Source organism: Micromonospora reichwaldensis, assembly GCF_031845925.1.
In the GTDB taxonomy this organism is placed as follows: Bacteria; Actinomycetota; Actinomycetes; order Mycobacteriales; family Micromonosporaceae; genus Micromonospora; species Micromonospora reichwaldensis.
On sequence record NZ_JAVRFL010000005.1, the window covers coordinates 168423 to 191095 of the forward strand.

At 73.4% G+C, this 22673-nt stretch carries 25 protein-coding genes, 1 pseudogene and 1 riboswitch; of the genes and pseudogenes, 2 read left to right on the forward strand and 24 right to left on the reverse strand.

All coding sequences use genetic code 11. The features are described 5' to 3' along the window. Nucleotides 1-106: 106 nt before the first annotated feature. From thiC to thiE, 7 genes are all read right to left on the reverse strand, one after another. Nucleotides 107-1699, reverse strand: coding sequence for a phosphomethylpyrimidine synthase ThiC (gene thiC / locus RM555_RS05960; protein WP_311410811.1), 1593 nt, complete (start codon nucleotides 1697-1699; stop codon nucleotides 107-109). A 17-nt stretch (nucleotides 1700-1716) separates the two neighbouring features. Then, a complete protein-coding gene (gene thiD, locus RM555_RS05965; protein ID WP_311410812.1) occupies nucleotides 1717-2505 on the reverse strand; it encodes a bifunctional hydroxymethylpyrimidine kinase/phosphomethylpyrimidine kinase in 789 nt (262 codons plus the stop codon). Beyond that, nucleotides 2502-3188: a thiamine phosphate synthase gene (locus RM555_RS05970; protein WP_311410871.1), complete on the reverse strand. Its 687-nt coding sequence runs from the start codon at nucleotides 3186-3188 to the stop codon at nucleotides 2502-2504. Before RM555_RS05970 ends, thiD begins: the two co-directional genes overlap by 4 nt. 152 nt (nucleotides 3189-3340) lie before the next feature. Continuing rightward, nucleotides 3341-4111: a thiazole synthase gene (locus tag RM555_RS05975; RefSeq protein WP_311410813.1), complete on the reverse strand. Its 771-nt coding sequence runs from the start codon at nucleotides 4109-4111 to the stop codon at nucleotides 3341-3343. A gap of 4 nt (nucleotides 4112-4115) precedes the next feature. Further along, nucleotides 4116-4316, reverse strand: a complete 201-nt coding sequence (thiS, locus tag RM555_RS05980; protein ID WP_132230919.1) for a sulfur carrier protein ThiS — start codon at nucleotides 4314-4316, stop codon at nucleotides 4116-4118. After that, the gene (gene thiO / locus RM555_RS05985) at nucleotides 4307-5416 is read right to left on the reverse strand and encodes a glycine oxidase ThiO (RefSeq protein WP_311410814.1); all 1110 of its coding nucleotides are present in this window, start codon (nucleotides 5414-5416) and stop codon (nucleotides 4307-4309) included. The genes thiS and thiO overlap by 10 nt, the downstream gene beginning before the upstream one ends. After that, nucleotides 5410-6036, reverse strand: a complete 627-nt coding sequence (gene thiE / locus RM555_RS05990; RefSeq protein ID WP_311410815.1) for a thiamine phosphate synthase — start codon at nucleotides 6034-6036, stop codon at nucleotides 5410-5412. The genes thiO and thiE overlap by 7 nt, the downstream gene beginning before the upstream one ends. Continuing rightward, nucleotides 6031-6139, reverse strand: a riboswitch (TPP riboswitch). (Overlaps the previous gene by 6 nt.) A gap of 122 nt (nucleotides 6140-6261) precedes the next feature. Here thiE and RM555_RS05995 point away from each other — a divergent pair. Continuing rightward, entirely contained in the window at nucleotides 6262-7167 is a 906-nt protein-coding gene (locus RM555_RS05995; protein ID WP_311410816.1) for an endonuclease domain-containing protein, read from the forward strand. 527 nt (nucleotides 7168-7694) lie between these two features. On the opposite strand, the gene RM555_RS06000 is transcribed toward RM555_RS05995, so the two are convergent. The 6 genes and pseudogenes from RM555_RS06000 to RM555_RS06025 form a co-directional block, all read right to left on the reverse strand. Next, nucleotides 7695-8639: an aldo/keto reductase gene (locus tag RM555_RS06000; RefSeq protein ID WP_311410817.1), complete on the reverse strand. Its 945-nt coding sequence runs from the start codon at nucleotides 8637-8639 to the stop codon at nucleotides 7695-7697. A gap of 91 nt (nucleotides 8640-8730) precedes the next feature. Next, nucleotides 8731-9873 carry an RNA-guided endonuclease InsQ/TnpB family protein gene (locus tag RM555_RS06005; RefSeq protein ID WP_311410818.1) on the reverse strand — a complete coding sequence of 381 codons (1143 nt, stop codon included), beginning with the start codon at nucleotides 9871-9873 and terminating at the stop codon, nucleotides 8731-8733. Nucleotides 9874-10059: 186 nt separating this feature from the next. Further along, entirely contained in the window at nucleotides 10060-10317 is a 258-nt protein-coding gene (locus RM555_RS06010) for a hypothetical protein (RefSeq protein ID WP_311410876.1), read from the reverse strand. Between the two features lie 451 nt (nucleotides 10318-10768). After that, nucleotides 10769-10855, reverse strand: a pseudogene (locus RM555_RS06015) (DNA polymerase subunit beta); the annotation flags it as partial. Then, nucleotides 10852-12531, reverse strand: coding sequence for an ABC-F family ATP-binding cassette domain-containing protein (locus RM555_RS06020; protein WP_311410819.1), 1680 nt, complete (start codon nucleotides 12529-12531; stop codon nucleotides 10852-10854). The gene RM555_RS06020 and the pseudogene RM555_RS06015, both read right to left, overlap by 4 nt. Before the next feature lie 41 nt (nucleotides 12532-12572). Then, entirely contained in the window at nucleotides 12573-13178 is a 606-nt protein-coding gene (locus RM555_RS06025) for a class I SAM-dependent methyltransferase (RefSeq protein WP_311410820.1), read from the reverse strand. Between the two features lie 164 nt (nucleotides 13179-13342). Here RM555_RS06025 and RM555_RS06030 point away from each other — a divergent pair, with 164 nt between their 5' ends. Next, entirely contained in the window at nucleotides 13343-14506 is a 1164-nt protein-coding gene (locus RM555_RS06030; protein ID WP_311410821.1) for a hypothetical protein, read from the forward strand. Nucleotides 14507-14587: 81 nt separating this feature from the next. Here the strand turns inward: RM555_RS06030 and RM555_RS06035 are convergent, their stop codons facing one another. From RM555_RS06035 to map, 11 genes are all read right to left on the reverse strand, one after another. After that, complete coding sequence (locus RM555_RS06035; RefSeq protein WP_311410822.1) at nucleotides 14588-15646, reverse strand: P1 family peptidase; 1059 nt, start codon at nucleotides 15644-15646, stop codon at nucleotides 14588-14590. Between the two features lie 64 nt (nucleotides 15647-15710). Continuing rightward, nucleotides 15711-16541, reverse strand: a complete 831-nt coding sequence (gene truA / locus RM555_RS06040; protein WP_311410823.1) for a tRNA pseudouridine(38-40) synthase TruA — start codon at nucleotides 16539-16541, stop codon at nucleotides 15711-15713. 69 nt (nucleotides 16542-16610) lie between these two features. Beyond that, a complete protein-coding gene (gene rplQ / locus RM555_RS06045) occupies nucleotides 16611-17171 on the reverse strand; it encodes a 50S ribosomal protein L17 (protein WP_132230911.1) in 561 nt (186 codons plus the stop codon). A 34-nt stretch (nucleotides 17172-17205) separates the two neighbouring features. Further along, nucleotides 17206-18228: a DNA-directed RNA polymerase subunit alpha gene (locus RM555_RS06050; RefSeq protein ID WP_013735931.1), complete on the reverse strand. Its 1023-nt coding sequence runs from the start codon at nucleotides 18226-18228 to the stop codon at nucleotides 17206-17208. 98 nt (nucleotides 18229-18326) lie between these two features. Beyond that, complete coding sequence (rpsD, locus tag RM555_RS06055; protein ID WP_132230910.1) at nucleotides 18327-18953, reverse strand: 30S ribosomal protein S4; 627 nt, start codon at nucleotides 18951-18953, stop codon at nucleotides 18327-18329. 14 nt (nucleotides 18954-18967) lie between these two features. Continuing rightward, nucleotides 18968-19375, reverse strand: a complete 408-nt coding sequence (gene rpsK, locus RM555_RS06060) for a 30S ribosomal protein S11 (RefSeq protein ID WP_014440747.1) — start codon at nucleotides 19373-19375, stop codon at nucleotides 18968-18970. 18 nt (nucleotides 19376-19393) lie between these two features. Further along, the gene (gene rpsM, locus RM555_RS06065) at nucleotides 19394-19774 is read right to left on the reverse strand and encodes a 30S ribosomal protein S13 (protein ID WP_088998365.1); all 381 of its coding nucleotides are present in this window, start codon (nucleotides 19772-19774) and stop codon (nucleotides 19394-19396) included. Nucleotides 19775-20036: 262 nt separating this feature from the next. After that, a complete protein-coding gene (rpmJ, locus tag RM555_RS06070) occupies nucleotides 20037-20150 on the reverse strand; it encodes a 50S ribosomal protein L36 (protein ID WP_012184307.1) in 114 nt (37 codons plus the stop codon). A gap of 93 nt (nucleotides 20151-20243) precedes the next feature. Further along, a complete protein-coding gene (infA, locus tag RM555_RS06075) occupies nucleotides 20244-20465 on the reverse strand; it encodes a translation initiation factor IF-1 (RefSeq protein WP_007073013.1) in 222 nt (73 codons plus the stop codon). Between the two features lie 228 nt (nucleotides 20466-20693). Continuing rightward, the gene (locus tag RM555_RS06080) at nucleotides 20694-21317 is read right to left on the reverse strand and encodes a DUF1707 SHOCT-like domain-containing protein (protein WP_311410824.1); all 624 of its coding nucleotides are present in this window, start codon (nucleotides 21315-21317) and stop codon (nucleotides 20694-20696) included. A 439-nt stretch (nucleotides 21318-21756) separates the two neighbouring features. Further along, nucleotides 21757-22608 carry a type I methionyl aminopeptidase gene (map, locus tag RM555_RS06085; RefSeq protein ID WP_311410825.1) on the reverse strand — a complete coding sequence of 284 codons (852 nt, stop codon included), beginning with the start codon at nucleotides 22606-22608 and terminating at the stop codon, nucleotides 21757-21759. Nucleotides 22609-22673: the final 65 nt, after the last annotated feature.

Below are 22673 nucleotides of genomic sequence, written 5' to 3' on the forward strand. Positions count from 1 at the left end.
GGCGACGCCCGCCCCGCCCGGGGTGACCGGAGCCGGGGCGGCGTCCGCACTCTCTCCCGAACGTCGGCGGGGACGGGTGTCGTCGCCGGACGCCCGGTCGCGCCGCTCAGGCGAGCGGCAGGTAGACCCGGCCACCGGAGGAGAGGAACTCCTCCGACTTGTCCTGCATGCCGCGCGCCGCGTACTCCTTCAGCTCCTGGGTGATCTTCATGGAGCAGAACTTCGGGCCGCACATCGAGCAGAAGTGGGCGGTCTTCGCCGGCTCCGCCGGCAGCGTCGCGTCGTGGTACGAGCGCGCGGTCTCCGGGTCCAGCGACAGGTTGAACTGGTCCTCCCAGCGGAACTCGAACCGCGCCCTGGACAGCGCGTCGTCCCACGCCTGCGCGCCCGGGTGCCCCTTGGCCAGGTCGGCCGCGTGCGCCGCGATCTTGTACGCGATCACGCCGGCCTTCACGTCGTCGCGGTCCGGCAGCCCCAGGTGCTCCTTCGGGGTCACGTAGCAGAGCATCGCGGTGCCGAACATGCCGATCATCGCCGCGCCGATCGCCGACGTGATGTGGTCGTACGCGGGGGCGATGTCGGTGGTCAGCGGGCCGAGGGTGTAGAACGGCGCCTCGTGGCACCACTCCTGCTGGAGGTCCACGTTCTCCTTGATCTTGTGCATCGGCACGTGGCCGGGGCCCTCGATCATCACCTGCACGTCGTGCTCCCAGGCGATCTTCGTCAGCTCGCCCAGGGTGCGCAGCTCCGCGAACTGCGCCTCGTCGTTGGCGTCCGCGATCGAGCCGGGGCGCAGCCCGTCGCCGAGCGAGAACGTCACGTCGTAGCGCGCGAGCAGCGCACACAGCTCGGCGAAGTTCGTGTAGAGGAAGTTCTCCTCGTGGTGCGCCAGGCACCAGGCCGCCATGATCGAGCCGCCCCGCGACACGATCCCGGTGACCCGGTCCACCGCCAGCGGCACGTACGGCAGCAGCACTCCCGCGTGCACCGTCATGTAGTCGACGCCCTGCTCGGCCTGCTCGATCACGGTCTCCCGGAACACCTCCCAGCTCAGCTTCACCGGGTCGCCGCCGACCTTCTCCAGCGCCTGGTAGATCGGCACGGTGCCGATCGGCACCGGCGAGTTCCGCACGATCGCCTCACGGGTCTCGTGGATCCGCTTCCCCGTCGACAGGTCCATGACGGTGTCCGCGCCCCACCGGGTGGCCCAGGTCAGCTTCTCCACCTCCTCGGCGACCGACGAGGAGACCGCCGAGGTGCCGATGTTGGCGTTCACCTTCACCAGGAACGCCTTGCCGATGATGGCCGGCTCGCACTCGGGATGGTTGACGTTGAGCGGCAGCACGGCCCGCCCGGCGGCGATCTCGTCCCGGACGAACTCCGGCGCCATCCCCTCCCGGACCGCCACGAACTCCATCTCCGGCGTCACCACGCCGGCCCGGGCGTACGCGAGCTGGGTGGGGCGGCGGCCGTCCGCGCCCGCGAGCGGGGTGCCCGCGCCCCGCACCGGTGCGACGTCGCCGCGCTCCGCGATCCACCCCGCACGCAGCGGCGGCAGCCCCACCTCCGGATCGGAGCCGGGACCGGAGGTGTCGTAGAGCCGCAGCGGCGGGTTGTCGCCGGTCAGTTCCACCTCGGCGAACGGCACCCGCACGTCCGGCCGGGACCCCTCCACGTACACCTTGCGACGTGCCTGCATGACAGCCTCCCTGGTGATCAAGCGGACCAGCCGAAGTGGTCCAGCGGGCCGCGTCCCGCGCCCAGTTCCCAGTCCCGCGCGCCGGTCAGCGCGCGGAGGACGTACTCCTTGGCGGCGGCGACCGCCGTCGGCACCTCGTCGCCGAGCGCCAGCCGGACGGCGATCGCCGCCGAGAACGAGCACCCGGTGCCGTGGCTGTGCCGGGTGTCGACCCGCGGCGCGCGCAGCAGGGTGGTGACGCCACCGCCGTGCAGCACGTCGACCGCCTCACCGTCGGCGTCCACGTCGCCGCCGGTCACCACCACGTGCGCCGGCCCACCGGCGGCCAGCGCCTCGGCGGCGGCCACCATCTCCTCGACCGTGGTCACCGGGCGTCCGGTGATGGCCGCGGCCTCCGCGCAGTTCGGCGTCGCCACCAGCGCGTACGGCAACAGCCGCTCCACGGCGGCGACCACGCCCAGCCGGTGCCCGCTGGTGGCGACGAGCACCGGGTCGACGACGAGGTGCGGCAGCCGGCCGTCCCTGGCGGCGTCCGCCACCGCGTCGGCGACCGCCGGGGTGCCGAGCACCCCCGTCTTGACGGCGCGGACGGTGAAGTCGGCGAGCACGCTGTCGAGCTGCTCGGTGACGGTGCGCGGCGGCAGCGGCAGCACGGCGTCGACGCCCCTCGTGTTCTGCGCGGTGACCGCGGTGAGCACGCTGGTGCCGTACGCGCCGAGGGCCGCGAAGACCTTCAGGTCGGCCTGGATGCCGGCACCCGCGCCGGAGTCGGAGCCGGCGATGGTGAGCACGGTCGTCGGGGTCATCGTTCCTCTTCCGTGATGGCGTACGGGATCTCGCGCCGGGCCTGCGCGGTCGTCGCGCTCGCGGGCTGCGGCCGACCGTGCCCGGTCCGGCTCGCCGCGTCGGTGGCTGCCGTGAGGGTGGCGGCTGCTGTCTCGGGGTCGTCGGCGCGCATGATCGCGCCGAGCACCGCCACGCCGACGGCTCCCGCCTCGACGCAGGCGGCCACCTGGTCCGGGCTCTGCACTCCGCCGAGCGCCAGGACCGGCGCGGGGCTGTGCCGGATCAGCGCGCCGAGCCCGTCCGGGCCCAGGGGTGGGCCGTAGCCGGGCTTGGTGCTGGTCGGGTAGACGGGCGAGAGGGTCGCGTAGTCCTCCGTGGTCAGTCGCGCCAGCTCCGCCCGGTCGTGGCAGGAGCGGCCCACCAGGCCGAGGCGCGGCGGCGGGTACGGTCCCGCGGCAGGCAGGTGCACCGCGTCGCCGTCGAGCGGGTCGGGGCCGGCGACGATCAGGGTGCCGCCCGCCTCGGCGAGGATCGCGCGCAGGTCGGCGGCGAGGGCGGCGCGCTCGGCCCGCGGGAGGTCCTTCTCCCGCAGCACCACCCACCGCACTCCCCCGGCCACCGCCCCGGCAACGACCTCGGCCAACGGCCGCCGAGCCTGCCGCCGGTCGGTCAGCAGCAGGACGCCGGCCGGCCCGCCCGAGATCCTGGTAGGAAACGGCCCCTCCCGGGGCTCTTTCGTACCAGGATCCAAAGCCGAAGCTGGCGCGACGGCCGGAGCCAGCGCCGAAACGACAGCCGACAGCGCCGAAACGGCACCCTGGGGCGAAGCGGAACCGGGGGTGGGGGCGGGGCGGGTCACAGGTCCGGCCGTCCCTCGTCCGGAGTGGAGGCGAGCGCGTGGAAGCGGCGGGCGATCCGGCCCGCCCCGTACGCGAGCCGGCCCGCCTCGACCGCGTACCGCATCGCGGTGGCCATCGCCACCGGGTCGGCGGCGCGGGTGACCGCGCTGGCGAGCAGCACCGCGTCGCAGCCCAGCTCCATGGCCAGCGCGGCGTCCGAGGCGGTGCCGATGCCGGCGTCCAGGATCACCGGCACGTCGACGCCCTGCCGGATCAGCCGGATGTGGTGCGGGTTCGACACGCCCAGGCCGGAGCCGATCGGCGCGCCCGCCGGCATCACCGCCGCGCAGCCCACGTCGGCCAGCCGGCGGGCCAGGATCGGGTCGTCCGACGTGTACGGCAACACCACGAACCCGTCGTCGACGAGCTCCTCGGCGGCGCGCAGCAGCTCCACCCCGTCAGGCAGCAGCGTGCGCTCGTCGCCGATCACCTCCAGCTTCACCCAGTCGGTGCCGAACGCCTCCCGGGCCAGGTGCGCCACCTTGACGGCCTCGCCCGCCGTGTAGCAGCCGGCGGTGTTCGGCAGCAGCCGTACGCCGCAGCAGTCCAGCAGGTCCAGCAGCCCGCCGGCGGTGCCGGGGGCGGTGTCGACGCGGCGCAGGGCCAGGGTGACGAGTTCGGTGCCGGAGGCACGGATGGCGTCCTCCAGCACGCGCAGGTTGGCCGCGCCGCCGGTGCCGAGGATCAGCCGGGACGTGAAGCTCACGCCGCCCAGGTCGAAGCTCACCGCGTCACCCGCCCTGGGCGGCGCTGAGCACCTCGACGCGGTCGCCGTCGCGCAGCACGGTCGCCGGCCAGCCCGTACGCGGCACCACCTCCCCGTTGACCGCGACGGCGAGGCCGCGCTGCTGGTCGGTGACCGCGCGGACCAGGTCCGCCACGGTCGAGCCGCCGGGCAGGCTGCGCCCGGCACCGTTCACCGTCAGTTCCACGTGTGCTCCTCCTCGGATGCGGACAAGTCGTGACCGAACCGGGCCGGGGTGAAGGGGGCGAGCAGCGGGTCCGCCGCGCCCGTGGCGACCAGCTCGGCGATCAGGTCGGCGGTGACCGGGGTGAGCACGATGCCGTGCCGGTGGTGTCCGGTGGCGGCGACCACGCCGGGCCGGCCGGGCAGCGGGCCGAGGATCGGGGCGTTGTCGGGGGTGCCGGGGCGCAGGCCGGCAAGCGTCTCCACCAGGTCGTACTCGGCCAGCTCGGGCAGCAGGTCGACGGCGGCGCGGAGCAGGCGCAGCACCGCCCCGGCGGACACGTCGGTGTCGGAGCGCTCCTCGACGGTCGCGCCCACCACCACCTCCCCGTCGGCGCGGGGCACGAGGTAGACGTGCTCGCCGTCGGCGTACCCCCGGATGACGTGCCGGAAGCCCGGCGCGTCGCCGCCGGGCGCGCGGAGCCGGACCACCTGCCCCTTCACCGGCCGCACGGGCAGCCCCGTCAGGGCCGCCGCGCCGCAGCCGGCCGCGACCACGGTGACCCTGGCGTCCACGTCGGACAGGGAGCGCACGGCGGCGGGCACCAGCGTGGCGCCGGCCCGCTCGGCGGCCGTGCGCAGCGCGGGCACGAGCCGGCGCGGGTCGACCTGGTGGTCGGTGTCGGCGAGCGCGCCGCCGCGCACCCGGGGCGCCAGCGCCGGCTCACGCTCCCGCAGCGCCGTGGGGCGCAGCGGCGTCACCGGCAGTCCGATCCCCTGCTGGTACGCCCACAGCCGGCGTGCCTCGGCCAGGTCGTCGGCGGTGAGCCCGACCATCAGCGTGCCCTCGGTCCGGTAGCCGACGTCCACGCCCGTGGCGGCGGTCAGCTCGGCGGCGAACGCCGGCCAGCGGGCGGCGGAGGCGGTCAGCAGCCCGGTCAGCTCGTGCTCGCCGAAGTACGCCTCCGCGACCGGCGCGAGCATCCCGGCGGCGACGTGGGACGCGCCGGAGCCCGGGGCGGGATCGTGCACGACGACCCGCAGTCCGCGCTGCGCGCAGCGCCAGGCGATCGCCAGCCCGACCGGTCCCGCCCCCACCACGGCGACGTCCGGTCGGTTCAGCACCCCAGCGCTCCCAGCAGCTCCGCCGTCGCCCGACCCGGATCCGCCGCCCCGGAGAGCGCCCCCACCACCGCCACCCCGTACGCCCCTGCGGCCAGCAGCGCGGGCACCCGCGCGGCGGTCACGCCGCCGATCGCGACGACCGGCACGTCCACGGCGTCGGCGACGGCGCGTACCCCGGCCGGGCCGATCGGCGCCGGCAGCCCCGCCTTGGTGCCGGTGGTGTGGCAGGGGCCCACGCCCAGGTAGCTGGCCCCGGCGGCGACCGCCCCGGCGGCCGTCCCCGGCTCGCGGGCGGTGGCACCGAGCACGGCGGTCGCGCCGAGCACCCGGCGGGCCGCCCCGACCGGCAGGTCGTCCGCGCCGACGTGCCCACCGGCGGCGCCCGCCGCCAGCGCCACGTGCAGCCGGTCGTTCACCAGGCAGGTGACGTCGTACGGGGCACAGAGCGCGACCACCCGGCGGGTCAGGTCGTACGCCTCCCGGTCGGTGGCGTCGTCCTCCACCCGGACCTGCACGACCAGTTCCGCGCGGGCCACCGCAAGGGCGGCCCGCAGCACGGTGAGCGGGTCCCGCCCGGGTCGGGTGTCGGTGATGAGATGCAGTCGCCCGAGGGACGGCACGGCAACACTCCTCCCTGCGCCGGCATTACCCGGATCAGGTTCGACGGTCGGGGGCTCACAGCCCCCCTCTCAGCCCGGTCCACCGGGCTCCCGTGGGTCACTTGCGGGTGTCACCGTACGACGGATCGCCGGATCCGCCAAGGTCGGGACGCGGATTTCACATCGACCGCCCGAACCCGGGGGACAGGGCGGCGGGTGACCGTCCCGTCACGCGATGCTGTCCGGATGCCCTCCGCCGCCCGGGTACCACCCCGCCTGGCCTTCCTGCCGTTCCGGGCCAGCGCCGCCATCGCCGACGGCCTCCTGACCTGGACGATGCTGCGCGGGCCGTCCTGGCGGCGCCTCCTGCCCGACGTCCACGTGCACCGCGACGGCTATCGGGCGGACGACCGCCGGATGTGGTGCGACGCGGTCGCACTGTCGCTGCCGGTCGGCGGGGCGATCGCCGGCCGCAGCGCCGCGTACCTGTGGGGCGTCGACCTGCTTCGCCGGGACGCGCCGGTCACCGTGCTGCTGCCACGCGCCGCGCGGATGCGCGCCCATCCCCGTCTTCGGGTGCACCGGTCGGTGGTGCCGGATTCCGATCGCACCCGCCTCGGCGGGCTGCCCGTCACCACTCCCCTGCGCACCGCCTTCGACCTGGGCCGCCAGGCCCCCCGGGACGACGCCCTGGTCGCCGTTGACGCGCTGCTGCACCGCCGGGTGGTGAAGCTCGCCGCACTACGCGCGTACGCCGACGCGCGGCCCGGCTGGCCCGGCCTGCCCCTGCTGCGGGAGATCCTGGCGCTGGCGGAGCCGCTGGCCGAGTCCCCGATGGAGACCCGCCTACGGCTGCTCCTGCTCGACGCGGGATTGCCGCCCGCGATCGCCCAGCACGACGTGCGCGACGCCGACGGGCGCTTCGTCGGCCGGGTGGACCTGGCGTGGCCAGCCCTGCGCGTCGCGGTCGAGTACGACGGCGACCACCACCGCGAGCGCGCCCACTTCCGCCAGGACGTCGCCCGGCTGAACGCCCTGCGCGCGGCCGGCTGGATCGTCCTCCGCTTCACCGCCGACGACGTGCTCCGTCACCCCACCCGCACCGCCGCCCTGGTGAGCCAGGCCCTCCGCGAGCGCCACCCCTCCGCCTGACCCACCACGCCAAGCTACGGGCAACCGGCCACCCCGATAGCCGGCCACCCCGATAGCCGGCCACCCCGATAGCCGGCCAGCCCGGTAGCCGGCCAGCCCGGTAGCCGGCCAGCCCGGTAGCCGGCCAGCCCGGTAGCCGGTCGGCAGGCCGAGTGGCCGGTCGGCAGGCCGGGTGGCCGGGTGGCCGGGTGGCCGGGTGGCCGGCCGCCTTACCCGGTGGCCGGCCCGGCCCGGTGGAACACCATGGGTGCCTCCGCCGCCCCTTGACACCCGTGACGTTCCACCGACGGGTGCGGTAGGGGTGCGTCCCCCGCCCCGCCCCCGGGCACCGGCACCGGCACCGGCACCGGTGGAACATGGCGGGTGTCTCCGAGGCCAGGTGACACCCGCCAGGTTCCACTCAGCCACCCGCACACCCCGCAACCAACGGTCGCCGGGTGACGGGTGGCGCACCGCCCGCGATGGCGCACCGCCCGCGATGGCGCACCGCCCCGCAGTGCTGCGGTGCCCGGGCGGGTCGACGTGGCTCAGAAGGTTGCGCGTAGGGCTTCGAGGTCCTCGTCGGTGGGCTGCCAGGTGCCCGCCGCCGCGTTGGCGCGTACCTGCTCGGGCGTGGTGGCGCCGGCGATCACCGAGGTCACCGCCGGCTGGGCGGCCAGCCCGCCGATGGCCACCTGGAGCATCGACAGCCCCCGCTCGGCGGCGTACGCCTCGATCGCCTCGATGGTGTCCCAGTCGGCGGCGGCGAGTCGCTGGGCGTACCGGCCGCCACCGGCGAGGCGGCTGCCGACCGGCGGGGTCTCGTTGCGCTTGTACTTGCCGGTGAGCAGCCCGTTGGCCAGCGGGAAGAACGGCAGCAGCCCGAGGCCGAAGCGCTCGCAGGCCGGCACCACCTCGGCCTCGACGCCGCGCTCCAGCAGGCTGTAGTGGTTCTGTGCGCTGATGAACCGGGACCGGCCGTTCGACGAGGCCACCCAGTCGGCGTCGGCGATCTGCCAGCCGGCGAAGTTGGAGTTGCCCAGGTAGCGGACCTTGCCGGCGCGGACGAGGTCGTCGAGCGCGGCGAGCGTCTCGTCGATCGGGGTGCCCGGGTCCGGCTCGTGCATCTGGTACAGGTCGATGTGGTCGGTGCCGAGCCGGCGCAGCGACGCTTCCACCGCCCGGGCGATGTAGCGGCGGGCGCCCCGGGCGCCGAAGTCGGGGCCGTTCATGCCGTTCATGTCCATGCCGAACTTGGTGGCCACCACCACGTCGTCGCGCCGGCCCTTGAGCGCCTGGCCCAGCAGTTCCTCGGAGCCGCCCTGCGGCTCTCCGTAGATGTCGGCGGTGTCGAAGAGGTTGATCCCGGCGTCGAGCGCGGCGTCGACCACCGCCCGGGTGCCGTCGAGGTCGAGCTTGCGGCCGAAGTTGTTGCAGCCGATCCCGACCACGGACACCACGAGCCCGGAGTCGCCCAACCGGCGGTAGGTCATCTCATTGACTTCCTCCCCATGCCTGAAGGCGGGGGATTCCCGTACCTCACGGTTCGGGGCTTTCTCCTTCATCGACAGTTGCCTTCCCACGCTAGGCGCGGGCTGGTCTGACACCATCTCGAGAGACGGACACGGCCAGCCCGGCCGCCAGAATGTTGATCGCCGCGTTCACGTCCCGGTCGTGGACGGCCCCGCACGGACACGTCCACTGGCGGATGTTCAGCGACAGGGACGGGTTGACCCATCCGCAGGTCGAGCAGATCTTGCTCGACGGATAGAAACGGTCGACCGCGATGACGGTCCGGCCGTACCAGTCGGCCTTGTACTCCAGCATGCTTCGCAGCTGCGACCACGCCGCATCCGAGATGGCACGGGCGAGGCTGTGGTTGCGGACCATGTTGCGTACCGACAGGTCCTCGATGACCACCGTTTGGTTCTCGCGGATGATCCTCGTGGACAGCTTGTGCAGCGCGTCGCGCCGCCGATCGGCGATGCGGGCGTGGATGCGGGCAACCATCAGCCGAACCTTGACCCGGTTCGCCGACCCCTTCTCCTTGCGGGCCAGGTTCCGCTGCGCCTTCGCGAGTCGTTCCCTGTCCCGCTTCTCGTGCTTCGGGTTGGTCACCTTCTCCCCGGTGGACAGGGTGACCAGGCTGGTGATGCCGGCGTCCACACCAACCCGGTTCGGGCTCGATGCGAGCGTTTCGATCGTGGCCTCTACCAGCATCGAGATGTGCCAGCGGTTCGCGCTGTCCCGGGAGACGGTGACCGTGGACGGGGTAGCGCCGTCGGGTAGTTGCCTCGACCAGACGATATTCAGCGGCTCGGCGCACTTCGCGAGTCGGATCCGACCATCGCGGTAGGAGAAGCCGCTGGTGGTGAACGTGGCAGACGCCCGGGACTTGCGCTTCGACTTGAACGTCGGGTATCTGGACCGCTTGCTCCAGAAGTTGAGGTAGGCGCGTTGCAGATGCTGCAACGCCTGCTGCAACGCCACGTTCGACACCTCGGACAGCCACGACAGGGCGGGGTCGCGCTTCCAGTTGGTGAGCATCCGACAGGTGCCGGCGAACGTGACCCGTTCCTGGTCCTGAAGCCAGGCGCGCGTGCGTTCGGCCAAGGCCCGGTTGTAGACGTAGCGGACACAGCCGAACGTGCGGTTCAGCAGGTCCGCCTGCTGCTCCGTGGGGTAGAAGCGGTACTTGTATGCCCGCTTGACCATTCGACTGGCCATGCTGAAACACTAGGGCTCCCGCGTTTCAGATGCACCTACCACGCGGCGGAACCATGGGCCCGCGCTACGAATTTTGGTCACGAGATCCACCCTATGCCGGCCGGCCAGGTACGCGCCGTGTACCTCGAAGCCGGAGGCAGGGCTGGACCGACGGTGGTAGACCAACAGACCAAACCCAGCAGACCGCTAGCCGAGCACGTCGGCGACGAGCCGGCGCGCGGCGGCGAGCGTGCCGGCCAGCTCGTCCGGAGTGTGCCCGACCCCGCCCAGCAGCGCCTGTGCCCGCCCGGCGAAGTCGACCGGCGCGCCCGGCAGCCGCCCTGCGGAGGCGATCATGCCCTTCTCGTTGACCAGCCACCGCCCGGCCCGGGCGTGCAGCACCTGGGCGAGTACGCCGACCACCCGGAACAGGCAGCCGGCCACGTACCCGCTGTCGCCGGCCACGGCGGCCTTGGCCGCGCCGCCGATCAGGAACGGGGCCTCCCAGCCGCCGGCGGTCAGGGCGTCGGCCAGGGCGCGGGTACGCGAGCGTCTCCTCCCGCAGCGCGGTCAGCTCACCGGTCGGGTCGCCGAGCACCCGGCAGTACGCCACCTCGCCGGCGTAGGCGGGCGAGTAGAAGCCGAGCGGGTGCCCGGCCTGCACGCCGACCTCGTAGCGGCCGGCCCGGCAGTCGGCCCAGATCCGGTGCACCCGGTCGAGGTCGCGGTAGATCCAGTCGACGGCCGCCCCGCCGATCCGCAGCCATCCGCCGCCGTCGACCCAGGGCCCCCACCCACCGGGCGGGGTCAACTCGACCGCCTCGTCGGCCACCGACGCGGCGACGGCCAGCAGCCCCGGCACGTCCAGCTCGCCCCGGTAGTAGAGGCCGAGGTCCCAGTCGGAGTCGTTCCGGTGCTCGCCCCGGGCCCGGCTGCCGCCGAGCGCGACGGCGACGACGCCGTCGACCGCGCAGAGGCGGGCGGCCAGGTCGGCGGGGATCACGCCACGTCCCAGACCGGCTCCGGCGTCTCCACCACCTCGTTGTCGCCCCGGAAGAGCACGAACCGGTCGAAGGTGCGGGTGAACCAGCGGTCGTGGGTCACCGCCACCACCGTCCCCTCGAACGCGGTCAGCCCGGCCTCCAGCGCCTCCGCCGAGGCCAGGTCGAGGTTGTCGGTGGGCTCGTCGAGCAGCAGCAGCGTCGCGCCGGACAGCTCCAGCAGCAGCACCAGGAAGCGCGCCTGCTGGCCGCCGGAGAGCGTGCCGAAGCGCTGGTCGCCCTGCCCCGCCAGCTCGTACCGGCTCAGCGCCGCCATCGCGGCGTGCCGGTCCATGCCGGTCCGGTGCTCGTCGCCCCGCCAGAGGATCTCGACGAGGGTCTTCGTCATCAGTTCCGGCCGGTCGTGGGTCTGGGAGAAGTGCCCGGGGCGCACGCGCGCGCCGAGCCGGGCCACCCCGTCGTGCACCACCGGCGCGAGCGCGGCGGCGCCGTCGACCGGCCCGTTGGCCGGGTCGGGGTCCGTGCCACCCCGGGCGAGCAGCCGCAGGAAGTGCGACTTGCCCGTGCCGTTGGCGCCGAGCACCGCGACCCGGTCGCCGTACCAGATCTCCAGGTCGAACGGGAAGGTCAGGCCGTCGAGCTCCAGCTGCTCGCAGATCACCGCGCGCTTACCGGTCCGCCCGCCGGTGAGCTGCATCCGGATGTCCTGGTCCTTCGGCGGTACGGGCGGCGGCCCGGCCTCCTCGAACTTGCGCAACCGGGTCTGCGCGGCCTGGTAGCGCGACGCCAGCCCGTCGTTGTACGCGGCCTTCTGCTTGTACATCAGCATCAGCTCGCGCAGCTTCTGGTGTTCCTCGTCCCACCGCCTGCGTAGCTCGTCGAGGCGGGCGTGCCGGGCCAGCCGGGCGGAGTGCCAGCTCGCGAAGCCGCCCGGGTGCACCCAGGCGCTGCCGCCCTCCACGGCGACCACCCGGTCGGCGGTCTGGGCGAGCAGTTCCCGGTCGTGCGAGACGTAGAGCACCGACTTGGTCGACTCCCGCAGCCGCCCTTCCAGCCACCGTTTGCCCGGCACGTCGAGGAAGTTGTCCGGCTCGTCGAGGAGCAGCACCTCGTCGGGGCCGCGCAGCAGCAGTTCGAGGGCGAAGCGCTTCTGCTGACCGCCGGACAGGGTCCGGACGGGTCGTTCCCGGGCGCTCTCCCAGGGCAGGCCGAGCACGATGGTGGCGACCGTGTCGAAGAGCACCTCGGCGTCGTACCCGCCGACCTCGCCCCAGGCCGCGAGCGCGTCCGCGTACGCGAGCTGGGCCTTGCCGGCGGCGGTGCTGTACTTGCCGCGGACCTCGGCGGCGCGCATGGCCCCCTCGGTCTCGACCAGCCGGCGGCCGGCGTCGCGCAGCACGGGCGGGGCCAGCGACAGGGCCAGGTCGGCCAGCGTCGACTCGTCGCCGATCATCCCGATGAACTGGCGCATCACGCCCAGCCCGCCGGCGCGCGCGATCGCGCCGGTCTTCACCGGCAGGTCGCCGGCGACCATCCGCAGCAACGTCGTCTTGCCCGCGCCGTTCGGCCCGACCAGGGCCACCTTGGCGCCCTCACCGACCCGGAACGACACGTCGGAGAAGAGTTCCCGGCCGTCGGGAAGGATGTGCCCGACCGCCGCCACGTCCACGTATCCCACGTCGGCATCCTGCCCGAGCCCGGGCCGGGCGGCCCAATCAATTACCGGGTGACCCGCAGCACCCGGTAGCCCTTCTGGCTCGCGTGCCGCCCCACCTGCCAGCCCTGCTCGACCAGCCAGCGCTGCAACGAGTCCCCGCCGAGATAGCGGGCCACCACCAGCCAGGCGACGCCGTCCGGGGCGAGCCGGGGCAGCCAGCGCAGCAGGATCGCGTGCAGCTCGTCCTTGCCGACGTGGATCGGGGGGTTGGACCAGATCTCGGCGAAGGTCAGCTCGGCGGGTACGTCGTCCGGCGTGGCGACGCGTACCCGGTCGGCCGCGCCGACCCGCGCGGCGTTGGCCGCGGTGAGTTCCCGGGCCCGTTCGTTGACGTCGACGGCCCACACGGTCGCCGTGGGGGCGGAATCCGCGAGTACGCAGGTGATCGGGCCGAAGCCGCAGCCGAGGTCGAGCAGGGCGCCGGTGGCCCCGGCGGTCGGCAGCTCGGCCTTGCGTAGCAGCACCGCCGTGCCGGGGTCGAGGCGGCCGGCGGAGAAGACGCCGGCGGAGGAGGCCAGGGTGTAGTCGCGGCCGGCGACGGAGAACTCGACCTCGCGCGGGTTGGCGGCGGTCGTGGGCTCAGCGGTGAAGTAGTGTTCGCCGGTCACGCCGGCAATTCTCGCACCGCCGCCGGCCACGCCGTCGCGGACCCGGCACGGCACCGCTCGGCACAGGCCCGGCGGCGCGGGTGCCCAGCACGTGCCGAAACGACTCTGCCCACAATTTCCCATTATTCGCACCTAAAGGGACAATGCCTCCTACTCTGGGCGGCATGGTGTATCGGTACGAGTCCGATGAGGACGCATTCATGGAGTACCCGGAGCCCGGGTCCGACGGGCCGGTGCTCGGTGCTGGTCCGCCTCCCCCCGCCGGCCCCTCCCCGTCCCGCTTCCCGACGCCGTCGCTCCCCCGCGCCAACCGGGTCGCGCTGCCCGCCGCCGCGCCGGACCCGGTCCGCGCCGCGGCGCAGGTGTCGCCGCCGCCCGCCGCGCCGGAGCCGGTCCGCGCCGCGGCGCAGGTGTCGCCACCGCCGTCCGCCCACGTGCGCACGCCCGTCGAGGGGCAGGCGCCGGCCCGGCCGCCCGCGCCGGTCGAGCCCCCTCCGCCGGTCGAGCCGGCCGCGCCGGTCGAGCCGCCGCCGTCTGCCGGGCGATCGCAGCGGGGTGGCGGCGGCAGGTGGTGGCAGGTCGTGGTCGGCGGCGCGGCCGTCCTCGCGCTGCTCGCGCTCTGCGGCCTCGGTGCCGCCGCTCTGCTGGCCGAGCGCAACGGGACGCCGCAGAACACGCCCACCTCCCGGCCGGAGGCGGCCGAGTCCGCCGACGTCGGGGCGCAGCCGCTCGACTCGCGGGACACCGACCAGGCGCCGTTGACCGCCAAGGAACTCTTCCCCGGCAAGCAGCTCGTCGTCGCGGACGGGGAGCCCGCCTACAAGGTGTTGAAGAGCCAGTCCAGCGCCGCCTGCGCGGTGGCGGCCACCGGGGAGGTCGCCGACCTGCTGGTCCGCCTCGGCTGCACCCAGGTGGTCCGGGCCACGCTGCGGACGCCCGACGGCGGCCACCTCGTCACCACCGGCTTGTTCAACCTGACCGACCGGACCAACGCCGAACGCGCACGGGACCGGATCCGGCTCCTGCTCGACGAGCGGGAGGGCCGGTTCCGGGGCATGGCGGCCGACGAGGACAGCGCGGCGATCGCCACCGCGCCGGCCCGCGTCGGCTGGCAGGTGCGCGGCCACTACCTCGCGTACGCGGTGGTCACCCGCAGCGACGGCGAGACGATCAGGTCCGGCGACACGAAGGCCCGGGAGATCCTCTTCGACATGATCGAGCTCCACCTCAACCGGGGCGTACTGGAGCGCCGGGCGGACGGCGGCACGGCCGGCCAGCCGACCGACGAGGGCGCGAGCGACACCGGCAGGCAGGACGGGGGCGACTGACCGGGCCGCGACAGCGAGCGCGCGCAACGGGTACGTGGGCCACACGGCCGCGTACCCGTTCCGCGTCCCGCCACCGGCCGCCTACGTCCGGAGCTCGACCCGGTGTGCCCGTAACAGGTCGAGCATCCGGTCGTGCGGGACCGCGTACTTGACCCGCCCCTTGACTCCGACGGTGGTGCGCGCCATGAACAGCGAGTTCAGCAGTGCCTCCTCCGTGGCCTCCAGCACCGCCGCGAAGACCGGCTCCAGGTCGGACTCCGGCGCCGTCGGCGTCGGCGCCTGCGTGTCGGCGGTGGAGAACGCCAGGGCGTAGTCGCCGCTGCCGCCGGCGAAGTCCGAACCGACCCGCGCCATGGCGAAGACGGCCCGGCGGGCCACCCGACCCAGTTGCCGCGCGTCGAGGCGGCCGTCCGTGGCGACCACGATGACGCAGGAGTTCCCCGGCTGCTCCGGCCGGACCGGCAGCGACAGGCTCGGCACCCCCACCTGCCCGGGCCGGATCGGCACCCCGCACACCTGTAGCAGGCCGGAGAAGTTGGACTGCACGAGCACACCGACGGTCACGGCGCCACGGGAGGTCGTGGCGAGCCGCGAGGACATGCCGATGCCGGCCTTGAAGCCGAGGGCCGCCGTGCCCGTACCGGCGCCGACGGCACCCTCCGCGGGCAGTCCGCCGCGGGCCTCCGCCAGCGCCGCGAGGACGTGCTGCTCCCGCACCGGCCGCGCCCGGATGTCGGACAGGAACCCGTCGTTGGTCTCCGCCACCACCGGGTTCAGCGACTCCACCGTCTCCCGGCCCGGCTGCCCGAGCATGTACGTGAGCAGCGCGTCCGCGGCCCGGAACGTCGACAGCGTCGCGGTCAGCACCACGGGCGTCTCGATCTCGCCCAGCTCGGCCACCTGGGTCGAGCCGACCATCTTGCCGTGCCCGTTGCCCACGAACAGCCCTGCCGGCAGCGACCGACGGTCGGTCAGCTGGTCCGGGACGATCGCCGTCACCCCGCTGCGGATGCTGTCCCCGTCGACCAGCGTGGTGTGGCCCACCCGTACGCCGGGCACGTCGGTGACGGCGTTCAGCGGGCCCGTCGGCAGCGTCCCGACGACGATGCCGAGGTCCCGTACACGGCGAGGTTCCTGCACGGCTTCCACTCCTTGACGCTCGACGATGCTGGCCGGGTGCCGGGGCCTGGGCCGGACCGGGCGGTCAGCCCTCCACGGGTACGCGCAGCTGCCGGGTCGCCTCGGCGCGGCGGGCGTACTCGGCCGGGTCCTCGGGGTAGCCGACGGCGACCAGGGTCAGCCCGTGCGCCGGTGCCACGGTCACCTCGCTGGAGCGTTCCCGGCGGGCCAGCAGGCTGCCCGGCCACTCGGCCGGTCGGCGCCCGTCGCCGGCGACCAGCATGGCACCGACGAGGCTGCGCACCATCGCCTGGCAGAACGCGTCGGCCTGCACGGTGGCCACGAGGACCCCGTCCGGGTCCCGCCGCCAGTCCAGCCGGGTCACCTCGCGCAGCGTGGTGGCGTTCTCCTTGCGCCGGCAGTACGCGGCGAAGTCGTGCTCCCCCACCAGCCCCGCCGCGGCGGCGTTCAGCGCGGCCAGGTCCAGCGGCTTCGGCCAGGCCAGGATCTCGTGCCGGCGCAGCGGCTCGGCGCCCCACGGCGCGTCGGTCACGCGGTACTCGTAGCGGCGGAAGGTGGCCGAGAACCGGGCGTCGAAGTCGGCGGGCACCTCGGCCATCGCGCGTACCCGGACGTCGGTGGGGAGCAGCCGGGCCAGTCGGCGCAGCAGCCGCCCGTCGTGCTCCCGCCACACGGCGGCCGGCAGGTCGAGGTGGCAGACCTGCCCGGTGGCGTGCACCCCGGCGTCCGTGCGGCCCGCCACGGTCAGGCCGGTCGCCGTACCCGCGCCGAGGACCAGGTCGAGGGTCTCCACGAGCACCCCGGCGACCGTGCGCCGGGTGGGCTGGGCGGCCCAGCCGGAGAAGCCCGACCCGTCGTACGCGACGTCCAGCCGCAGCCGGGTGCGCTCGTCCACTCGTACCTCCGCCTCACGGGTCGGGCCCGGCACCCCACGAAGGGGTGCCGGGCCCGACGGTGGCCTGGATCAGGCCTTGTCGTTCTCGCCGGCCTCGTCGCTGTCCTCGCGGGCGGCGGCGGTGTCGCCGGACGCCGACACGGGCGCCTCGGCGTCCTGGTCGCCCGAGTTCGACTTCGGGGCCTCCTCGGCCGGGGCGAGCGCCTCGACCTTGTCCTGCTGCGCGGCCTTGCGGGCGGCGGTCTTCTTGTTCGCCTTCGGCTCGGCGACCTGAAGCTCCTCGACCAGCTCGATGATCGCCATCGGCGCGTTGTCACCCTTGCGCGGACCGGTCTTCACGATCCGGGTGTAGCCACCGTTGCGGGTGGCGAACCGGGGGGCGATCTGGTCGAACAGGGCGTAGACCACGTCCTTGTCCTTGACGACGCCCAGCACCCGCCGGCGGGACGCCAGGTCGCCGCGCTTGGCCTTGGTGATGAGCTGCTCGGCCAGCGGACGCAGCCGCCGGGCCTTCGTCTCGGTGGTCTTGATCTTGCCGTGCTGGAACAGCGCAGTGGCCAGGTTGGCCAGCATCAGCCGCTCGTGCGCGGGGCTGCCGCCGAGGCGGGGGCCCTTGGTGGGCGTGGGCATGCTTGGTGCTCCTCAGGTGTGGCGGCAGCGCGGACTAGAGCTGCTCGGTCTCGCGATAGTCGTCGGTGTCGTAGTCGGCCTCGCCGAAGGCGTCCACGACGTGCGCCGGGTCGAAGTTCGGGGCCGAGTCCTTCAGCCCCAGACCCATCCCGGCGAGCTTCATCTTGACCTCGTCGATCGACTTCTGACCGAAGTTGCGGATGTCGAGGAGGTCGGCCTCGGTACGCCCGATGAGCTCACCAACGGAGTTGATGCCCTCGCGCTTGAGGCAGTTGTAGGAGCGGACGGTCAGGTCCAGCTCCTCGATCGGCAGCGCCAGGTCGGCCGCGAGCTGGGCGTCCTGCGGGGACGGCCCGATGTCGATGCCCTCGGCGGTCTCGTCCAGCTCCCGGGCCAGACCGAACAGCTCCACCAGCGTCGAGCCGGCGGAGGCCAGCGCGGTACGCGGGCCCATCGACGGCTTGGTCTCGACGTCGATGATCAGCCGGTCGAAGTCGGTCCGCTGCTCGACACGGGTCGCCTCGACGCGGTACGTCACCTTCAGCACCGGCGAGTAGATCGAGTCGACCGGGATCCGGCCGATCTCGGCGCCGGCCTGCTTGTTCTGCGCCGCGGTGACGTAGCCGCGACCCCGCTCGACGGTCAGCTCCATGTCGAGCCGGCCCTTGCCGTTGAGGGTGGCGAGCTTCAGGTCCGGGTTGTGCACCGAGACGCCGGCCGGCGGCTGGATGTCGCCCGCCGTCACGTCGCCCGGGCCCTGCTTGCGCAGGTACATGCTGACCGGCTCGTCGTGCTCGGAGCTGACGCACAGCTCCTTGATGTTCATGACGAGCTCGACCACGTCCTCCTTGACGCCGGGGATCGTGGTGAACTCGTGCAGCACGCCGTCGATCTTGATCGAGGTGACCGCCGCACCCGGGATCGACGACAGCAGCGTGCGCCGCAGCGAGTTGCCCAGGGTGTACCCGAAGCCCGGCTCCAGCGGCTCGATGGTGAACCGGGACCGGGTCTCGTTGATCGACTCCTCGGAGAGAGTCGGTCGCTGGCTGATGAGCATGTCTTCTCTTCTCTTCCGGGGCGCCCGCCATATGACGCCCACGACAAACTGTTCCGGTGGCCCGCCCCGGAAGGGCGGGCCACCGCAACGAGCTCCGACTACTTGGAGTAGAGCTCGACGATCAGCTGCTCCTGGACCTGCGTGTCGATGACCTGACGGGCCGGGAGCGAGTGCACGAGCACCTTCATCTGGCTGGGGATAGCCTCCAGCCACGCCGGAACCGACTTCGAGCCGGCCTCGGCCTGCGCCACGATGAACGGGGTGAGCTCCTTGCTCTTGCCCCGGACCTCGATGATGTCGTGCTCCTTGACGCGGAACGACGGGATGTCGACCTTCTTGCCGTTCACGGTGAAGTGACCGTGCTTGACGAGCTGGCGGGCCATGTCCCGGGACTTGGCGTAGCCGGCCCGGTAGACCACGTTGTCCAGCCGCGACTCGAGGATCTGCAGGAGAACCTCACCGGTCTTGGCCTTCTTGCCCACGGCCTCTTCGTAGTAGCCGCGGAACTGCTTCTCCAGCACGCCGTACACGCGGCGGGCCTTCTGCTTCTCACGGAGCTGGAGCAGGTACTCCGTCTCCTTCGTGCGGCCGCGGCCGTGCTGCCCGGGCGGGAACGGCCGGGACTCGAACGGGCACTTCGGACCATCGCACTTGCTGCCCTTGAGGAACAGCTTCATCTTCTCCCGCCGGCAACGGCGGCAGTCAGCACCGGTGTAACGAGCCATCTCTCTCTAACCTCTCAGACCCGGCGACGCTTCGGCGGACGGCACCCGTTGTGCGGCTGCGGCGTGACGTCGGAGATCTGCCCGACCTCCAGCCCGGCGGCCTGCAGCGAACGGATGGCGGTCTCCCGGCCGGAGCCGGGGCCCTTCACGAACACGTCGACCTTGCGCATGCCGTGCTCCATGGCCCGACGCGCGGCGGCCTCGGCGGCCAGCTGCGCGGCGAACGGAGTCGACTTGCGGGAGCCCTTGAAGCCCACCTGGCCCGAGGAGGCCCAGGAGATGACCGCACCGGTCGGGTCCGTGATGGACACGATGGTGTTGTTGAAGGTGCTCTTGATGTGCGCCTGCCCGTGGGCGACGTTCTTGCGTTCCTTGCGCCGGACCTTCTTGACGGCGGCTCCGGCACGAGCCTTCGGTGGCATAAGTCTGTGCGCTCCTAGTTACTTCTTGCCGGGCTTCTTCTTGCCGGCCACGGTCCGCTTCGGGCCCTTGCGGGTCCGCGCGTTGGTCTTGGTCCGCTGGCCACGAACGGGCAGGCCCCGGCGGTGCCGGATACCCGCGTAGCAGCCGATCTCGACCTTGCGGCGGATGTCAGCGGCGACCTCGCGGCGCAGGTCGCCTTCAACCTTGTAGTTGCCCTCGATGTGGTTGCGGAGCTGGACCAGCTCCTCGTCCGTGAGGTCCCGGACGCGCTTGTCCGGCGAGATGCCGGTGGCAGAGAGCGTCTCCAGGGCCCGGGTGCGACCCACGCCGAAGATGTAGGTGAGCGCGATCTCCATCCGCTTCTCGCGGGGGAGGTCGACGCCGACTAGACGTGCCATGTGCGGGCGTACTCCTCGTGATGTTCTGGCGGAGGTGTGGACCCGTCCCACCCCGCTACCGACCGTTCCGTCACCGGCGTCGTGCGCCGGCGACCAGGTCGGTCGCTGCCCGAGCGGGCCCCGGCCTCCGACCGGGGGTCAACCACGATGAGGTACGCGATGCGCACCGCCCGCGGCTGGGACGAGCATGTGATTCGGTGTCTGGATCTGCGGCCCGGACCGATTTCGACCGACCGTTGTCACACGGCCGGCCGGAACTGGTTCAGCCCTGGCGCTGCTTGTGGCGCGGGTCGGTGCAGATGACCATGACCCGGCCGTGCCGGCGAATGACCCGGCACTTGTTGCAGATCCTCTTGACGCTCGGCTTGACCTTCACGGTTGCCTTACTTCCCATCTGGCCCGACGACGCGCCGAGGCGCGACACCGGACGTCGAAGACGGACACGGGGACGTCCCGGCCGCCGTCAGGCTTACTTGTAGCGGTAGACGATGCGCCCGCGGGTCAGGTCGTACGGCGAGAGTTCGACGACGACCCGGTCTTCCGGCAGGATGCGGATGTAGTGCTGCCGCATCTTGCCGCTGATGTGAGCCAGCACCTTGTGGCCGTTCGCGAGCTCCACCCGGAACATGGCGTTCGGCAGGGGCTCGATGACCCGACCCTCGATCTCGATGGCTCCGTCTTTTTTCGGCATGTCCTCCGCTGTCCTGACGTCGGTTACTCCGGACGGCCCACAACGTCTTACACGGGCCACCGATCAAGATCAGATTGCCCGCGCCAGCCGCGGCTCCGGCTCCCACCGAAGCGCAGGGTGGGCATGCCGGAGTGGACGCTGTGCGCCGATCAGAAAGTGTACGCCCGCCTGCGGGCCGTCGCCAAACCGGCCGGGAATCGGTGCGTCGAACCGGACGGAACGGGCCATTCACACCTCGGCGTCGGCCTCGCCGGGCCGGCCTTCCCGCTGGGCCGCCGGCAGCTCCCGCACCGGCCCCCGGCTCCCCTCCTCGGCGGCAGCCAGCTCCCGCTTGCGCGCCCGCTTCGCCCGGCGGCGCTCGCGTCGCCGCTCCCGCTGCTCAGCCTGGCGCCGCGGCTCCCCGCTGACGAGGCCGGCGACCGTGCGCACCACGAGCACCCCTCCCCACGGCCCGGCCACCCAGACGGGCCAGAAGTAGAGCAGATCCGTGGAGAGCGCGGACGTCACCGCCCAGACGGTCACCGTGATCGCCACCACCCGCAGGTACGGCAGCCACACCTCGACCAGCCACCGGGCCGCCACCGACGAGGTCGCCGCCGACCGGACACCCTCCGCCGGCGACGGGACGGTCTCCGGCCGCGTGGCGAGCTCCGACGCCGCCGGGGACGCCGGCGCCGGCAGGTCGGTCACCAGCGCGTCCAGCTCGCCGTACGTGCGCGCGGCGTACGCCCGCTGCAACCGCTCGTCGTACTCGTGCAGGTCCAGCCGGCCCTCGTCGACGGCCACCCGCAGCCGCTCCGCCACCGCCTGGCGGTCGGCGTCGGCGGCCCGCATCCCGTCGCGTCCCTCCATGCCCGCAAGCATGCCACCGCTCCACCAGCCGCTGCCCCTCCCGCCCTGCGCGCCCGGGGCGCGGGCGGGAGCCCCGGCCGGCGGTCGGGGCGGCGGCGCGCCGCATCCCGGACGCGGGCCGGGCCGGCATCGCGCAGCCGGGCCCCGCGACTCCGGCCCTCCGTGCGCATCGCCGTTGGGTCCCCGTGGGGCGGTCGCCGTCCGGGCCCTCGGGTCGGGTGGCCGTCGAGGCCCTCGGTGCCATCACCCATCCGGGCCCTCGGTGCGCGTGGCCGTCCAGGCCCTCGGTGCGATCACCCATCCGGGCCCTGGGGACGGTCGCCGTCGAGGCTTTCGATGCGGTCGGTGCGCGTCGCCCTCCGGCCCCTCCGTGCGGCTGGTGCGCGCCTCAGGGGGCGGGAGGACGGGACGCGGCGCCCGGCGGGGCGCTGCTGAGGGCTCAGCGAGCCGGCGAGTCCGCGGGCTGGCGGGAGGTGACCAGCTCGCCCAGGCGGGCGCGTCCGCCGTCCGGCGCGGTCAGCACCCAGACGCCGTCCGGGAGCAGCGCCATCGTGTGCTCGACGTGCACCGCCATCGACCGGTCGCGGGTGATCACGGTCCAGCCGTCGGACAGCTCGACCGTCCGGGGCGAGCCCATCGTGATCATCGGCTCGATGGCCAGCGCCATGCCCGGCACCAGGCGCGGGCCCTTGCCCGGCCGCCCGTGGTTGAGCACGTGCGGGTCCTGGTGCATCTCGGTGCCGATGCCGTGCCCGCCGTAGCCGTCGACGATGCCGTACCGCCCGCCCTTGCGGACCGCGTCCTCGACGGCGTGCGAGATGTCGGTGAGCCGGCCCTTGCCGCTGGCCGCGCCGCGAGCGGCTGCGGCGATGCCCGCCCACATGGCGTCCTCGGCCACCGCCGCCATCTTCAGCAGCGCCGGTTCGACCTCGCCCACCCCGACGGTGATGGCGGCGTCGCCGTGCCAGCCGTCGAGCACCGCACCGCAGTCGATGGAGATCATGTCCCCGTCGCGGAGCACCTGCTGCGCCGACGGGATGGCGTGCACGACCTGCTCGTTGACCGACGAGCAGATCGACGCGGGAAAGCCGTGGTAGCCCTTGAAGGAGGGGACGGCACCGGCCTCGCGGATGGTCGACTCGGCGATGGCGTCCAGGTCGGCGGTGCTGACCCCTGGGGCGACCGCCTCCCGCATCCGACGCAGCGCCTCGGCGACCACCAGCCCGGCAGCCCGCATCTTCTCGATCTGGTCAGGGGTCTTCAGCTGGATGTCCAGCTGGGGACGACGCATGGAGCCGTTACCTTTCGTTGCAGATGCCGAAGAGCGGGGCACGTCAGGCGTACCCCGCTCTTCGC

Bases quoted from the DNA above. Each gene is read 5' to 3' on its own strand.
- map (WP_311410825.1), bottom strand. From the start codon at position 22,608: ATGCGTCGTCCCCAGCTGGACATCCAGCTGAAGACCCCTGACCAGATC.
- infA (WP_007073013.1), bottom strand. From the start codon at position 20,465: ATGCCGAAAAAAGACGGAGCCATCGAGATCGAGGGTCGGGTCATCGAG.
- RM555_RS06080 (WP_311410824.1), bottom strand. From the start codon at position 21,317: ATGGAGGGACGCGACGGGATGCGGGCCGCCGACGCCGACCGCCAGGCG.
- RM555_RS05995 (WP_311410816.1), top strand. From the start codon at position 6,262: ATGCCCTCCGCCGCCCGGGTACCACCCCGCCTGGCCTTCCTGCCGTTC.
- rplQ (WP_132230911.1), bottom strand. From the start codon at position 17,171: ATGCCCACGCCCACCAAGGGCCCCCGCCTCGGCGGCAGCCCCGCGCAC.
- thiC (WP_311410811.1), bottom strand. From the start codon at position 1,699: ATGCAGGCACGTCGCAAGGTGTACGTGGAGGGGTCCCGGCCGGACGTG.
- rpsK (WP_014440747.1), bottom strand. From the start codon at position 19,375: ATGCCACCGAAGGCTCGTGCCGGAGCCGCCGTCAAGAAGGTCCGGCGC.
- rpsM (WP_088998365.1), bottom strand. From the start codon at position 19,774: ATGGCACGTCTAGTCGGCGTCGACCTCCCCCGCGAGAAGCGGATGGAG.
- RM555_RS06030 (WP_311410821.1), top strand. From the start codon at position 13,343: ATGGTGTATCGGTACGAGTCCGATGAGGACGCATTCATGGAGTACCCG.
- thiD (WP_311410812.1), bottom strand. From the start codon at position 2,505: ATGACCCCGACGACCGTGCTCACCATCGCCGGCTCCGACTCCGGCGCG.
- RM555_RS06000 (WP_311410817.1), bottom strand. From the start codon at position 8,639: ATGACCTACCGCCGGTTGGGCGACTCCGGGCTCGTGGTGTCCGTGGTC.
- RM555_RS06005 (WP_311410818.1), bottom strand. From the start codon at position 9,873: ATGGCCAGTCGAATGGTCAAGCGGGCATACAAGTACCGCTTCTACCCC.
- RM555_RS06050 (WP_013735931.1), bottom strand. From the start codon at position 18,228: ATGCTCATCAGCCAGCGACCGACTCTCTCCGAGGAGTCGATCAACGAG.
- rpsD (WP_132230910.1), bottom strand. From the start codon at position 18,953: ATGGCTCGTTACACCGGTGCTGACTGCCGCCGTTGCCGGCGGGAGAAG.